Origin of the sequence: Streptomyces sp. NPDC079141 (assembly GCF_040686775.1) — a bacterium.
Classification (GTDB): domain Bacteria; phylum Actinomycetota; class Actinomycetes; order Streptomycetales; family Streptomycetaceae; genus Streptomyces.
The window spans coordinates 326,499-339,598 of the sequence record NZ_JBFBLP010000003.1; the positions used below are offsets into that span (position 1 = coordinate 326,499).

The 13,100-nt window shown below is 72.8% G+C and carries 14 protein-coding genes; 11 read left to right on the top strand and 3 right to left on the bottom strand.

All coding sequences use genetic code 11. The annotated features are described in order from the left end of the window. Nucleotides 1-25: 25 nt before the first annotated feature. Nucleotides 26-478: a YbhB/YbcL family Raf kinase inhibitor-like protein gene (locus AB0Q90_RS11210; protein ID WP_363160412.1), complete on the bottom strand. Its 453-nt coding sequence runs from the start codon at nucleotides 476-478 to the stop codon at nucleotides 26-28. Nucleotides 479-576: 98 nt separating this feature from the next. Here AB0Q90_RS11210 and AB0Q90_RS11215 point away from each other — a divergent pair, with 98 nt between their 5' ends. Continuing rightward, nucleotides 577-1,596 (top strand): sigma-70 family RNA polymerase sigma factor, encoded by a 1,020-nt coding sequence (locus AB0Q90_RS11215; RefSeq protein ID WP_363160413.1) that lies wholly within the window; start codon nucleotides 577-579, stop codon nucleotides 1,594-1,596. A gap of 9 nt (nucleotides 1,597-1,605) precedes the next feature. Here the strand turns inward: AB0Q90_RS11215 and AB0Q90_RS11220 are convergent, their stop codons facing one another. Next, nucleotides 1,606-2,706, bottom strand: a complete 1,101-nt coding sequence (locus AB0Q90_RS11220; protein WP_363160414.1) for a CapA family protein — start codon at nucleotides 2,704-2,706, stop codon at nucleotides 1,606-1,608. 135 nt (nucleotides 2,707-2,841) lie between these two features. On the opposite strand from AB0Q90_RS11220, the gene AB0Q90_RS11225 reads away from it, so the two are divergent. The 5 genes from AB0Q90_RS11225 (at nucleotide 2,842) to AB0Q90_RS11245 (ending at nucleotide 7,114) form a co-directional block, all read left to right on the top strand. Beyond that, on the top strand, nucleotides 2,842-3,504 hold the full coding sequence (locus tag AB0Q90_RS11225) for an alpha/beta family hydrolase (protein WP_363160415.1): 663 nt from the start codon (nucleotides 2,842-2,844) through the stop codon (nucleotides 3,502-3,504). Nucleotides 3,505-3,532: 28 nt separating this feature from the next. Further along, nucleotides 3,533-5,281, top strand: a complete 1,749-nt coding sequence (gene polX / locus AB0Q90_RS11230; RefSeq protein ID WP_363160416.1) for a DNA polymerase/3'-5' exonuclease PolX — start codon at nucleotides 3,533-3,535, stop codon at nucleotides 5,279-5,281. Nucleotides 5,282-5,330: 49 nt separating this feature from the next. After that, nucleotides 5,331-6,185 (top strand): universal stress protein, encoded by an 855-nt coding sequence (locus AB0Q90_RS11235; protein ID WP_363160417.1) that lies wholly within the window; start codon nucleotides 5,331-5,333, stop codon nucleotides 6,183-6,185. 7 nt (nucleotides 6,186-6,192) lie between these two features. Next, nucleotides 6,193-6,618 (top strand): TIGR03668 family PPOX class F420-dependent oxidoreductase, encoded by a 426-nt coding sequence (locus AB0Q90_RS11240; RefSeq protein WP_363160418.1) that lies wholly within the window; start codon nucleotides 6,193-6,195, stop codon nucleotides 6,616-6,618. Between the two features lie 70 nt (nucleotides 6,619-6,688). After that, nucleotides 6,689-7,114 (top strand): CBS domain-containing protein, encoded by a 426-nt coding sequence (locus AB0Q90_RS11245; RefSeq protein WP_363160419.1) that lies wholly within the window; start codon nucleotides 6,689-6,691, stop codon nucleotides 7,112-7,114. 15 nt (nucleotides 7,115-7,129) lie between these two features. Here AB0Q90_RS11245 and AB0Q90_RS11250 read toward each other — a convergent pair whose 3' ends face one another. Further along, nucleotides 7,130-8,176, bottom strand: coding sequence for an NAD-dependent epimerase/dehydratase family protein (locus AB0Q90_RS11250; RefSeq protein ID WP_363160420.1), 1,047 nt, complete (start codon nucleotides 8,174-8,176; stop codon nucleotides 7,130-7,132). Nucleotides 8,177-8,256: 80 nt separating this feature from the next. Here AB0Q90_RS11250 and AB0Q90_RS11255 point away from each other — a divergent pair, with 80 nt between their 5' ends. The 5 genes from AB0Q90_RS11255 (at nucleotide 8,257) to AB0Q90_RS11275 (ending at nucleotide 13,093) form a co-directional block, all read left to right on the top strand. Further along, entirely contained in the window at nucleotides 8,257-8,712 is a 456-nt protein-coding gene (locus AB0Q90_RS11255) for an RpiB/LacA/LacB family sugar-phosphate isomerase (RefSeq protein ID WP_363160421.1), read from the top strand. A gap of 497 nt (nucleotides 8,713-9,209) precedes the next feature. Then, entirely contained in the window at nucleotides 9,210-11,075 is a 1,866-nt protein-coding gene (locus tag AB0Q90_RS11260; RefSeq protein WP_363160422.1) for a phage tail sheath subtilisin-like domain-containing protein, read from the top strand. A 20-nt stretch (nucleotides 11,076-11,095) separates the two neighbouring features. Continuing rightward, a complete protein-coding gene (locus AB0Q90_RS11265) occupies nucleotides 11,096-11,620 on the top strand; it encodes a phage tail protein (RefSeq protein WP_004003113.1) in 525 nt (174 codons plus the stop codon). A gap of 20 nt (nucleotides 11,621-11,640) precedes the next feature. After that, nucleotides 11,641-12,360: a hypothetical protein gene (locus AB0Q90_RS11270; RefSeq protein ID WP_363160423.1), complete on the top strand. Its 720-nt coding sequence runs from the start codon at nucleotides 11,641-11,643 to the stop codon at nucleotides 12,358-12,360. Then, on the top strand, nucleotides 12,353-13,093 hold the full coding sequence (locus AB0Q90_RS11275; RefSeq protein WP_363160424.1) for a hypothetical protein: 741 nt from the start codon (nucleotides 12,353-12,355) through the stop codon (nucleotides 13,091-13,093). The genes AB0Q90_RS11270 and AB0Q90_RS11275 overlap by 8 nt, the downstream gene beginning before the upstream one ends. The last annotated feature ends 7 nt before the right edge of the window (nucleotides 13,094-13,100 follow it).

Consider the following 13,100-nt stretch of genomic DNA (forward strand, 5'->3'; position numbering starts at 1 on the left):
CAACGCCCGTGCGGGGCCCGTGCGCTCAGCGCCGGTACAGCCCCACGAGGGTGCCGCTGGCCAGCTCGTGCCCCTCCACGGCCCGGTGCACCTGGTCGGAGCTGGGGGCGTCGGGCAGGACGCACGGCTCGTTCAGGGCGTAGAGCCGGAAGAAGTAGTGGTGGGCGTCGTCGCCCGGTGGGGGATGCGGCCCGCCCCAGCCCGGCTCGCCGAAGCCGTTGACCAGTTCGGTGCCGCCCGGCGGGCAGTGGCCCGCGGCGACGCCCTCGCTGTGCGGATCGATGCCGACCACGACCCAGTGCGGGAAGGTGCCCGACGGAGCGTCGGGGTCCTCGCACAGCAGGACCAGTTCGGCCGCGTCGTCCGGGGTCCCGCTCCACGTCAGCGGGGGCGAGACGTTCTCCCCCTCGAACGCGTAGCGGCGTGTGAGGAAGGAGTGATCGTTGAATGCGCTGCTGCTGAGTTCGATACCGGCCATGCGCACCGGGTTCCCCCGCCGCGCCCGGACATGCGGGCACCGGGTTCGGGCAGGGGCTCGCGGGTACCCGGGAGGCCCGAGAGACGGAGGAACACACGATGACTCCTCTGGCCGATACCTCCGTGGGGGACGCCCACGAAGACCGTCGGGCCCCGGCCCGCACCGTGCGGCTGCGCGAGCGGATTCCGGAACCCGACGAGGAGCCCGACCTACTGGGCCAGTACCTGAAGCAGATCGCCGCGACACCGCTGCTGGACGCGGCGGGCGAGGTGCGGCTCGCGCAGCGGATGGAGTCCGGGCTCCGCGCGCTGGACGAGCTGCGGGAGGCCGACGAGGGCGACAGAGTCCTCACGCCCGCACGGCGGGCGGAACTGGAGGAGGCCGTCCGTGACGGGCAGGCGGCCAAGGACCACATGGTGCGGGCCAACCTCCGCCTGGTGGTGGCGATGGCCAAGCGGCACGCCCGCCGCGGGCTGCCCCTGCTGGACGTGATCCAGGAAGGCAATCTGGGGCTGATCCGGGCCGTGGAGAAGTTCGACCACACCAAGGGCTTCAAGTTCTCCACGTACGCGACCTGGTGGATCCGCCAGTCCATCGAGCGGGGCCTTGCGGCGCACGCCCGGACGGTACGGCTGCCCATGCACGTCGTGGAGCAGCTGCACAAGCTCGCCAAGGTCGAACGGCGCCTGCAACTGGACCTCGGGCGCGAGCCGGACCCCGACGAGGTGGCCCAGGAGAGCGGGTTCGCCGTGGACAAGGTGCTCTGGCTGCGGCGCGTCGGCCGGGACGCGGTCAGTCTCGACACACCGGTGGACGAGACGGGCACGACCGTGGTCGGCGACCTCATCCCCGACACGGACGTGCTCCAGGCGCCCGAGGTCGCCGAGTACCAGGCGCTCGCGCAGGAGCTGCGGGAGGCCGTCGGCACGCTGGCACCCCGCGAGGCCATGATCCTCAGCCTGCGCTACGGCCTGCACGACGGCCGGCCCCGCACCCTGGAGCAAGTGGCACAGCGCGTCGGCCTCACCCGCGAGCGCGTACGCCAACTGGAGAAGATCTCCCTGGCGCAGCTGCGCGCACCCGAGACCGGGCAGCGGCTGCTGGCCTGGTCGAACTGACACCCCTGCTCAGGACACCGTCAGGATGCCGTCGGGCGCCGAAGCCACCCGCACACCGTCACTGATCCGCTCCAGCAGCGCGGCCAGCCACACCCGGTCCTCCTCGCCCGCGAACTCCAGCCGCATCCGCCGGGCCCGCAGTACGGCGATGCGCACCCCGACGAGTTCGCCGCCGTCCGCCGTGACCTGGACGAGGTATGCGGGCCGCAGGTCGTCGCGGTACTCCGCGTAGTCGCCGATGCCCTCGTAGTCGTCGACGAAGTCACCGCAGCCGTACAGGATCAGCCGGTCGCGGTACACCTCCACCGGGCGGGGGTGGTGCGAGGAGTGCCCGTGCACGAGGTCGACACCGCCGTCCACCAGGGCGTGCGCGAAGCGGACGTGGTCGTGCGGGACGCGGTAGCCCCAGTTCGAGCCCCAGTGCACGGACGCCACGACGATGTCGCCGGGCCGCCGGACCTGTCGCAGCCGCTCCACCGCGGCGGCGGCCGCGGCGGGCGTCGGATCGGGCAGGTACGCCACGCCCGACAGGTCCGCGGTCGCCGCCCAGGACGGCGGGATGCCGCCGGAGCGCGCGCCCAGGGCGAACACCAGCACCCGGCCGCCGCCCGCGAGGGGGACCGCGGCGGGCGCGAACGCCTCGGCGGCGCCCGCTCCCGCGCCGGCCGTGCGCAGTCCCGCGCGCGTGAGCGTGTCCAAGGTCTCCGCCAGGCCGGTCCGGCCGAAGTCCAGGACGTGGTTGTTGGCCAGGACGCACACATCGGGCCGGGCCGCGGCCAGGGCGGGCAGGTTCGCCGGGTGCATCCGGTAGTGGATCTCCTTGTCGGGCGCGAAGTCGTCGCCACGGGTGACCGACGTCTCCAGGTTCACGATCCGGACGTCCGGACCCTCCGAGTCCAGCACCCGCAGCGCCTCACCCCACGGCCACGAGGGCGGCACCGGAACCGGCACGGGCCCGCTCACCGACTCGGCGAGCCGCACATACGTCCGCGCGTCCCGCACATAGGGCTCACGCAGGGCCGGATCACCGGGATGCGCAAGGATCTGGTCGACGCCGCGCCCGAGCATCACATCACCGCACAGAAACAGCGTCACCACGCCGCCAGCCATGCCTCCACGGTAGGCCCGGCCGCCGACCCCGGCTGGTCGGGCGATGACGAGGCCTCGCTTCGCGTGTCGGACCCCGGCCCACCGGATACCCGGAACAGCGCAAGGATTCGGCAACGCTGGAAGGCGGCGATCCGGATGATGTCGCAGGCGGTCGTCGTGCCACTTCCCGACGGCACCGAGCTGGCCGGTGACCTCGCCGTGCCACCGGACGCCCGTGCCGTGGTGCTGTTCGCGCACGGCAGCGGCAGTTCGCGGCACAGTCCCCGCAACCGGAAGGTCGCCGCCGAACTGCGCACCGCGGGGCTCGCCACCCTGCTGATGGATCTGCTCACCGAGAGCGAGGAGCGCCGGGACGAGATCACCCGGGAGCTCCGCTTCGACATCCCCCTGCTGGGCCGGCGGCTGGTGGCCGCGATCGACTGGCTCGCCGAGCAGGTGGGCACCCACGCCCTGCCCGTCGCCCTCTTCGGCGCCAGCACCGGCGCGGGCGCCGCCCTGATGGCGGCGGCGGAGCGGCCCGACCGGGTGCTGACCGTGGTGTCCCGGGGCGGCCGTCCCGATCTGGCCGGCGACGCCCTGGCCGCCGTACGGGCGCCCGTGCTGCTGATCGTCGGCGGTCTCGACCGGGAGGTGCTGCGGCTCAACGAGGAGGCCGCGCGGCAGCTGACCGTGCCGTGCACGGTGAACGTGGTGCCCGGCGCCACCCACCTCTTCGAGGAGCCCGGCACCCTTGACCAGGTCGCCGAGGCCGCCCGGCAGTGGTGTGCCGACCACATCAGGGCCGCCACACAGGATTGAACCCGGCCCGCCTGCCTACCCTGGAGTTGTGGCCCGTGCCAACGACGAGGTGGCCGCGCTGTTCCAGGAATACGCGGACCTGATCTCGATCACCGGAGGAGACGCGTTCAAGTCGCGTGTCTACGAGAAGGCCGCCCGCGCGATCGGCGGCCATCACGCCGATGTCTCCACCCTCGACGCCAAGGGCCTTCAGGAGATCCCCGGGGTCGGCAAGTCGATCGCCGAGAAGGTCGTCGAGTACCTGCGCAGCGGCAGCGTGTCCGCGGTGGAGGAGCTGCGGGCCAGGATCCCGGCCGGAGTCCGCAGCCTGACGGCCGTCCCCAGCCTCGGCCCCAAGAAGGCGCTGCTGCTCCACCAGGAACTGGGCATCTCCTCGCTCGACGAGCTCGCCCAGGCCATCCAGGACGAACGCCTGCGCGACCTGAAGGGCTTCGGGCCGCGCACGGAGGAGAACCTCCTGCACGGCATCGGCCTGCTGCGGTCCGCCGGCGACCGCGTCCTCGTCGACGTCGCCACCGACCTGGCCGAGGACGTCGTCGCCGCGCTGTCCGGGGTGACCGGCTGCGAGCGGTGCACCTACGCCGGGTCGCTGCGCCGGGGCCGCGAGACGATCGGCGACATCGACGTCCTGGCCGCGGCCCGCAGATCGGGGCCGATCATGAAGGCGTTCACCGAGCTGCCCTACGTCTCCGAGGTGATCGCCCACGGCACGAAGAAGACGTCCGTGCGCACCAGCCGCGGGCTCGCCGTCGATCTGCGCGTCGTACCGCCGGACTCCTGGGGAGCGGCCCTGCAGTACTTCACCGGGTCGAAGGCGCACAACATCCGCACCCGGGAACTGGCCGTGCACCAAAAGCTCAAGCTCTCCGAGTACGGGCTGTTCGACGCCGAGAGCGGCAAGAAGCTCGTCTCCGAGACCGAGGAGGACGTCTACGCCCGGCTCGGTCTGCCCTGGATCCCGCCCACGCTGCGCGAGGACCGCGGAGAGATCGAGGCCGGGCTGCGCGGCGAGCTGCCGGACCTGGTCACGGAGGCGGACGTGCGCGGCGACCTGCACACGCACACCGACCTCACCGACGGCCTCGCCCCGCTGGAGGAGATGGTCGTCGCGGCCGCCGAGCGGGGCTACGCCTACTACGCGATCACCGACCACGGGCCGGACATGGCCATGCAGCGCATGACCGACGAACGGATCCTCGCCCAGCGCGAGCAGGTACGCGAACTCGACGGCAAGCACGGCAAGCACGGCAAGCGGGGCGGCATGCGGCTGCTGCACGGCGCCGAGCTGAACATCGGCCCCGACGGGCAGGTGGACTGGCCGGAGGAGTTCCTGGCCGGCTTCGACCTGTGCGTCGCCTCGGTGCACTCGCACTTCAACCAGGCGCGCGCGGCCCTCACCCGGCGCCTCGTGCGCGCCTGCGAGAACCCGTACGTCAACATCATCGGCCACCCCACCACCCGTCTCATCGGCAAGCGGCCGGGCATCGACGTCGACCTCGACGAGGTCTTCGCCGCCTGCGCGCGCACCGGCACGGCCCTGGAGATCAACGCCCACCCGGACCGGCTCGACCTCAACGACGAGCACATCCTGTGGGCCAAGCGGCACGGAGTGCGGTTCGCGATCGACAGCGACGCCCACTCCACCCTGCACCTGGCCAACCTGCGCCACGGCGTGGCGACCGCCCAGCGCGGCTGGCTGACCAAGGACGACGTGATCAACACCTGGCCGCCGGCCCGGCTGCGGCGCTTCCTGCGCAAGGGACGCAAAGGCACGTGAACGAACGCGCGCAGCCGTCCGGCCCGAGGCAGTGGAAGGAGTGGACGCGATGACGGCGAGCAGCCACGCCGCGACCGTCCTGGTCGGCGTCGACGACACCTCGCACACCCATCTCGCCGCCGACTGGGCGGCCGCCGAGGCCGAGCTGTGGGGCGAGGGACTGAGGATCGTCCACGCCGTCGAGGGCGGCGGCGACAAGGAGACCGAGGAGCGGGTGATCGAGGCAGCCGCGAGCGTGCTCGACGACGTCCGGCACCGGCTCGCCACCGCTCACCCCGGCCTGCGCATCGACACCGTCCTGGCCCGCGAGGATCCGGCCGAGGCGCTCCTGGCCGCCGCGCCGGACGCCGCCCTGCTGGTGGTCGGCACCCGGGGGCGCGGCGGCTTCGCCGGGCTGCTGCTGGGGTCGGTGAGCCTGAAGGTGGCCGCGCACGCCCCCTGCCCGGTGGTCGTCGCCCGCGGGCACACCGACCCCGCCGCGCCCGGCGCCGTCGTGGTCGGTGTCCGCGACGAACGCGACGAGCCGGCCGTGCGGTTCGCGCTCGCCGAGGCGGAACGCCGCAACACCGAAGTGCGCCTGCTGCACGCCTGGCGGCCGGTCGGCGGAGCGGGCCTGATGGTGCCGCAGGTCAGCCACATGGAGGAGGATCGGGACGCGCACGCGGCCCTGCTGAACCATGCCGCGCGCCCGGTCGCCGAGTTCCCCCGGGTGCACGTGGACACCGAGCTCGCCGTCGGATCGCCCGCCGGCGCACTGGTCGAGGCATCCGGCGAGGCGGGCCTCGTGGTGGTGCCGCGCCATCCGGCCGGCCGGTTCGGGATGCGGCTGGGATCCGTGGTGCACGCGGTCCTGCACCACGCCGAGTGCCCGGTGGCCGTGGTGCCCACCGGCGACGACGGCTGAGCCGCCCGTGCCCGGGATGGATCCGGCCGAGGCCCGGCGGCGGTTCGCCGACGCACGGGTCGCGCGCCTGGCCACGGTGGACCCCGACGGCCGCCCGCACCTCGTGCCGCTGGTGTTCGCCGTGCACGGGGACCGCATCGTCACCGCCGTCGACGACAAGCCGAAACGCTCGCGGCGGCTGACCCGGCTGCGCAACATCGCCGGGTGCCCGGCCGTGTGCCTGCTGGCGGACGCCTACGACGAGGACTGGGACCGGCTGTGGTGGGTGCGGGTCGACGGCGACGCCCACCTCCTGGCGCCGGGGGCGGATCAGGAGTTCGCCGAGGCGATCGCCCTGCTGCGGCGGAAGTATCCGCAGTACCGGGACCGGCCGCCGGAGGGTCCCGTCGTGGTGGTCACCGGGCTGCGGTGGACGGGCTGGCGCGCCTCCTGAGCGGGTTTGTCCCGGCCGGTTCGGGCTACGCGGCGGTCAGGGAGTGGTCCGTGCTGCCGGGAGGTGCCTCATGACCCATCTGATACGTGACGTGATGTCGCCGGGAGCGGTGGCCATCGAGCCGATGACCTCGGTGGAGAAGGCGGCCCGCGTGATGAGCGAGCAGAACGTCGGCGACGTGCTCGTCGCCTACGACTGTGATCTGTTCGGCGTCCTCACCGATCGGGACATCGTGGTCCGGGCGATCGCCGAGGGCCGCGACCCGCACACCACGGCCGCCGGGTCCGTGTGCAGCCGGCCGCCGGTCGTCACCGTGAGCCCCGAGGACACCACCGACCACGCGATCGAGCTGATGCGCCAGTACGCGGTGCGCCGCCTGCCGGTCGTGGAGCACGGCGGCTGCCCGGTCGGCATGGTCAGCCTCGGCGACCTGGCCGTCACCGAGGACCCGCGCACGGCACTGGCGGACATCAGCCGGGCAGCGCCGAACCACTGATTGCGGGTGCGCCGGCTACCTCCGACGGCGACGGTGCCGCCAGGCCTCGTAGTGGTCCAGGACCGTCTCCTCGATCGGGCGGTAGGTGATGCCCAGTTCGTGGACGCTCCTGGAGTTGTCCACCCGGAATCGGATGCCGAGGTGCTTGCGGATGTAGTCCTGGGTGAGGCCGAAGGCCGGGCCGAGGAGGCGCACCGGCCAGTGGGGGAGCGCGGTGCGGGGCAGGCGCGGGTCGCGGGGGCGGCGGGTGCGGACGATGCGGGCGATGTCGTGGAAGGACGTCATGGTCTGCGCGGCGACGATGTAACGGCCCGTGGCGTCGGGGTTCAGGGCCGCCGCGATGTGCGCGTCGGCCACCTCACGGACGTCGGCCGTGGTGAAGCTGAAGTCGGGCGCGCCGTAGAAGAAGTAGCCCTTGAAGAGTTCGTCGAGGAGGAAGAGGCTGCCGGACTGCGAGGCGGGGGTGAGCGAGGGCCCGAGGATCAGACCGGGGTTGACGGACACCATGCGCCAGCGGTCCTGGGCGGCCTCGGCGTCCCGGGCGGCGCGTTCGGCGAGCGTCTTGGCGTAGTGGTACGGGTTGTTCTCCAGGGTGCTGGTGGTGTTGACGTACTTCTCCGACAGCACCTGGCCGTCCATGGCGCGTACGTCGGCGTAGTCACCGAAGATCGCGCCGACGGTCGAGGTGAACACCAGGCGCTCCACCGTCGGCGTCCGCTCCACGCCGGCCAGGACGTTGCGGGTGCCGAGCAGGGCCGGGTCGACCATGTCCCGCTGTCCGTCCTTGATCCTCTCCGGCATGAAGAACGGCGAGGCCACATGGAACACCGTCCGGCAGCCGCTCATCGCCGCGTCGAAGGAGCCGGGCGTCAGCAGGTCCGCCTCGAACAGCTCCAGCCGGCCCGGAAAGCGCTCCTGCATCTCCCGCAACGGCCGCATCTTCGCCGCGTCGGCGGTGCTGCGCACGGTGGCGCGGACTCGGTGGTCCCGCTCCAGCAGCCGCCGGACCAGATGACTCCCGACGAAACCGCTGCCGCCGGTCACCAACATGTCAGCGCCCATCGCCCCCTCCTCGGTCGTCGCCCCAGCCTCGGGCATGCGCGGCCCGGCGCGCCACAGCCGTGCTGAGTACGCTCCAGAACATGCGCATCTCCGTCTCCTCCGACATGGACGAACCCGTGGCCCGCTTCCTCCTCGCGGAGCTTGGGCGGCGCGGCCACGACGTGGTGCCGCACGGCGCGCTGCGCCCCGGCGACGACCCGCAGTGGGCGTTCTGCTCGGAGGCGGCCGCCCGTGAGGTCGCCGACGGTGGCTCGGAGCAGGCCGTGGTGTGCTGCTGGACCGGGACCGGCGCCTCGATCGCCGCGAACAAGGTGCCCGGGGTGCGGGCGGCCCTGTGCACGGACGCGTACACGGCGGACGGTGCGCGCCGCTGGAACGACGCCAATGTGCTCGCCCTGAGCCTGCGGCTGACCTCCGAGCCGCTGCTGAAGGAGATCCTCGACGCCTGGTTCGCGGCCGAGACCAGCCAGGACGCGGAGGACCGGCAGAACGTGGAACACATCGGAAACATGGACGCCGGAGCGGGCGAGTCGTAGGGGGCGCTTTCACGTCACCCCCGTGAAACCGGCCATCGCGGATTGTGTACGACCCGCGGAGGTCGTACGCGCGTACGACCGGCGGCCGGGCGTCGTAAAGGGGGGTTTCGTCGCCCGCCGGTACCCGGTCTGCGCCCCGCGCCGGCCCCCTCTGTGGAGAAGCTGTGAACCACCTGGCCGGGGCGCGCAGGCGCGGTGTGCGGATGCCGGGAGGCCCTCTTCACCGAACCCCCTCCCGGGGTGGCCTGAACGCGCCTTGTTCCGTCAACTTCCAACGCACCAAGGTGGATTGAGCACTTGAGCATCAGGAGTCACAAGCGAGCTGCTTGGCCCGGGCGAAACCGATACGCCCGGGGTCTCGACGGGGGAACTTGATGCGGTGCGCACGGCCGCCCCGACCAGGGTGAGGCCCCTTTGCGCACCGCTAACGGAACGTCTCCCTCCGCCACCTCTTGGTGCCTTCGTCCCGGTGCCCGAGACAAGGGATAGGAGGGGGAATGCCGATGAGCGCGGTGAGCGCCGCCAAGCCGACGTATCCCGGCGTCTACGTCGAAGAGCTTCCCAGCAGTACCCGCACGATCTCGACCCTGACCACGTCCGTGACCGCCTTCGTGGGCCACACCCGACGGGGTCCGCTGAACGAGCCCGTGCGGGTCACGAGCTTCACGGAGTTCGAGCGCCGCTTCGGCGGCCTGAGCGCCCGCAGCGCCGTCGGCTACGCCGTCCACCAGTTCTTCGGCAACGGCGGCACCGTCGCCGTCATCGTCCGGGTCGCCAAGTCCGGCAGCGGCAAGGCCGCCTGCGTCACCCTTGAGTCCACCGAGGGCCACAGCGAGACCAGGGTCCTGGAGGTGCACGCCAAGGAACCCGGCGTCTGGGGCAACGGCCTGCGCGTCGCCGTCGACCACGACACCCAGTGCCCCGACGACACCTTCAACCTGCGCGTGTACGACGCCAAGGGCGAGGCGCGCGAGAGCTACACCGGCCTGTCCATGGACTCCTCCGACGGCCGCCACGCACCGACCGTGATCAACGCGGGCTCCCGGCTCATCTGCGTCGAGGTCGTCGGCGACGGCCGGCCCGACCCCTCCGGCACCGTCTCCAAGCCCTTCGGCCCCGAACTGCCCGACCTGGCCGTCGACCTGACCGTCAAGATCGGTGAGGTGGAGCGCGAGTTCACCCTCTACGACCCCGACTGCGACGGCGAAGCCCCCTGCACCGTGGCCGAGTTGGCGCTGCTGCTGGAGCGCAAACTGCGCGCGCTGCCCGACGCGCCCGGCAAGCACGCCTTCGCCGGCGCCGAAGTCACCGCCTTCGGACGGCGGTTGCAGGTCGTCGCGGGCTCCACCGACCCCGACGACGTCGTCCGCTTCCTCGGCGAGTGCGCCAACGACCTGGGCCTGGAGGCCTCCGTCAACCCGCCGGTGTTTCCCTTGGCGGGCGGCGAGGACGGCGAGGCTCCCGGACCCCGCGACCTGATCGGCAGCGAGGCCGGCAAGACCGGCATCCAGGCGCTGCGCGGCGTCGCCGACGTCAACCTGCTCTCCCTGCCCGAGCTCGCCGGCTACGAGAACACCGAGGACGCGCTCACCGTCGTCTCGGCCGCCCAGCGGCTGTGCGAGGAGCGGCGCATCTTCCTGCTCGTCGACGCGCCCGGCACCTGGGTGAGCGTGGACAGCGCCCGCGCCGGACTCGCCGCCTTCGACGCCGTGCGCGGCAACCACGCCGGCCTGTACTTCCCGCACCTGCAGCTCACCGACCCGCTCACCGGGCGGCTGCGCTCCTTCCCGCCCTCCGGCGCGGTCGCCGGCGTCATCGCCCGCACCGACTCCGAGCGCGGGGTGTGGAAGGCACCGGCCGGCACCGAGGCGCGACTGGCGGGCGTGCACTCGCTCACCGTCGACCTGACCGACCGCGAGAGCGGCCTGCTCAACCCGCTCGGCGTCAACTGCCTGCGCACCTTCCCCGTGACCGGTCCGACGGTGTGGGGCGCGCGCACGCTCGAAGGCTCCGACGCCCTCGACAGCGAGTGGAAGTACGTCCCCGTCCGGCGGCTCGCGCTGCACGTGGAGGAGAGCCTCCAACGCGGCCTGCAGTGGGTGGTGTTCGAGCCCAACGACGAGAACCTGTGGCAGCAGATCCGCCTCAGCGCCTCCTCCTACCTGCACACCCTCTTCCGGCAGGGCGCCTTCAAGGGCGGCACCCCGCGCGAGGCGTACTTCGTCAAGTGCGACAGCGACACCACCACGGACGAGGACATCGCGAACGGCGTCGTGAACGTCCTGGTCGGCATCGCGCCGGTCCGGCCCGCCGAGTTCGTGATCGTCAAGATCCAGCAGACGTCCGGGCAGTTCGAGCTCTAAGGATCCCGAGGACATTTTCGATGGCTGAGTTCACGGTCAACGCCCATCGCTTCGATCCCTACAAGAACTTCAAGTTCCTGGTCCTGTGGGACGGTCGGACGGTAGCGGGCATCAGCAAGATATCTCCGCTGAAGCGGACCACCGAGGTCGTCAAGCACCGGCACGGCGGCGACCCCAGCTCCCCGCGCAAGTCGCCGGGGCGCAGCGAGTTCGAGGGCATCACCCTGGAGCGCGGGGTCACCCACGACCCCGAGTTCGACCGCTGGGCCAACAAGGTCTGGCAGGTCGGCGCGGGCCTCGGCTCCGAGGTGTCGCTGGCCGACTTCCGCAAGGACATCGTCATCCAGGTCCTCAACGAGGCCGGCCAGGTCGCCGTCTCGCACAAGCTGTACCGGACCTGGCCCAGCGAGTACCAGGTCCTCGGCGAACTGGACGCCAACGCCAACGCTGTAGCAATCCAGTCGCTGAAGCTGGAGTGCGAGGGCTGGGAGCGGGACTACGAGGTGCCCGAGCCGGAGGAGCCCTCGTTCCTCAACCCGGCCTGAGCGGCGGGGAGCAGGGGGACATGACGATCACGGGGGCGGCCGAGCTGCTGGCCGCCTGGGAGACGGGACTGGCCCAGGCGCCGACCGGACGTGCGCTGCTGCTGCACCGCACCGCCCGGCCGGATCTCGACGGCGCCGTGCTGCCGGCCCTGCCGGTGGGGGAGCGCGAGGCGGATCTGTTCGCCCTGCGCCGGGCCCTGTTCGGGGACCGGATGCAGGTGCGCCTGGACTGCGCGGACTGCGGCGCCGACATGGAGTTCGACCTGGACGCCGGGGAGTTCGCCGTTGGCACGGACGACCGGCAGGTGACGGTTTCCGAGGGCGGCTGGGAGGTCGAGTTCCGGCTGCCCGGCGTCGCCGACGTGACGGCTGCGGCCCGGGCCGCTGATCCGCGCGCCGCCCTGCTCGCCCGGTGCCTGGTCGCGGCCGAGCGCGGCGGTACGGCCGTGGCGGCGGGGGAGTTGCCCGTCGCCGTCCAGCGCCGCATCGCCGAGGCGGTCGAGGCCGCCGACCCCGGCGCCGACGTGACGCTCAACGTGGCCTGCCCGGAGTGCGGGCAGGCCACCCGGGCCGAACTCGACATCGCCTCCTACCTGTGGACCGAACTGGACGCCTGGGCACGCGACGTGCTCCTCGACGTCCATCTGCTGGCCACCGCCTACGGCTGGAGCGAGCCGGAGATCCTGGCGCTCAGCCCGCTGCGCCGCCGCTACTACCTGGAGCTGTGTGCGGATGTCTGACGCCGACGGGACGCCGGTCCCCGACTTCCTCGACCGGCTGCTCGCCCGGCACACCCCGGCCGCCGGCCCGCGCCCCGACGTGGTGCGGGTACGGCCCCGGCTGCCCGGCCCGTTCGAACGCGTGGAGGCGGTACGGGGCACCGCGGCGGCCTCCGACGAGGACCCCGGCTCGCCCTGGCCGCCCGCCGAGCCACGGCCGGACGCACCGCGTCCGCCGGAGGTCCGGCTGCTGCACACGGAACGCGAGCGGACCCTCGTACGCACCGAACGCGCCCCGAACGAAAGGGACTTGGAGTCAAGGGCCGTACCGTCGCCCCGGGGTGAGACGCCGCTGCTGCGGCCCGTCGCGCCGGTCGTGCCGGTGGCGCGGACCGCGCCCGAGACCGCGCGGCGCGATCCGGCCCGCGGGCGGCAGGAGCGCGGATCCGCCCCGAGCACGGCGTCCGTGACCGTCCCCCCGGGGGCGGCGGACGCCGTTCGCCCCGCCGCCGTGTCCTCCCCCCTCCGGCCCAGTGCCGCGGACACGGCGGCGGCCCGCGACGCCGCGAGGCAGGCCGCCGCCCGGCGGCCGGGGCGCACGCCGGAACAGGTGGTGCAGGTGCAGATCGGGCGGCTGGAAGTGACGGCCGGACCGCCGCCGTCCGGCGGCGGCACCCGGCAGCGCTCGCCCGAACACAGCCGTCCCGGGGCGACGTTGAACCTCGCGGACTACCTGGCGCGCGGGCGGGAGTGAGATGCGG

Coding starts and splice junctions, on each gene's coding strand:
- AB0Q90_RS11250 (WP_363160420.1), bottom strand. CDS start 8,176: ATGGGCGCTGACATGTTGGTGACCGGCGGCAGCGGTTTCGTCGGGAGT.
- AB0Q90_RS11225 (WP_363160415.1), top strand. CDS start 2,842: ATGATGTCGCAGGCGGTCGTCGTGCCACTTCCCGACGGCACCGAGCTG.
- AB0Q90_RS11210 (WP_363160412.1), bottom strand. CDS start 478: ATGGCCGGTATCGAACTCAGCAGCAGCGCATTCAACGATCACTCCTTC.
- AB0Q90_RS11275 (WP_363160424.1), top strand. CDS start 12,353: ATGTCTGACGCCGACGGGACGCCGGTCCCCGACTTCCTCGACCGGCTG.
- AB0Q90_RS11215 (WP_363160413.1), top strand. CDS start 577: ATGACTCCTCTGGCCGATACCTCCGTGGGGGACGCCCACGAAGACCGT.
- AB0Q90_RS11270 (WP_363160423.1), top strand. CDS start 11,641: ATGACGATCACGGGGGCGGCCGAGCTGCTGGCCGCCTGGGAGACGGGA.
- AB0Q90_RS11265 (WP_004003113.1), top strand. CDS start 11,096: ATGGCTGAGTTCACGGTCAACGCCCATCGCTTCGATCCCTACAAGAAC.
- AB0Q90_RS11255 (WP_363160421.1), top strand. CDS start 8,257: ATGCGCATCTCCGTCTCCTCCGACATGGACGAACCCGTGGCCCGCTTC.
- AB0Q90_RS11220 (WP_363160414.1), bottom strand. CDS start 2,706: ATGGCTGGCGGCGTGGTGACGCTGTTTCTGTGCGGTGATGTGATGCTC.
- AB0Q90_RS11235 (WP_363160417.1), top strand. CDS start 5,331: ATGACGGCGAGCAGCCACGCCGCGACCGTCCTGGTCGGCGTCGACGAC.
- AB0Q90_RS11260 (WP_363160422.1), top strand. CDS start 9,210: ATGCCGATGAGCGCGGTGAGCGCCGCCAAGCCGACGTATCCCGGCGTC.
- AB0Q90_RS11245 (WP_363160419.1), top strand. CDS start 6,689: ATGACCCATCTGATACGTGACGTGATGTCGCCGGGAGCGGTGGCCATC.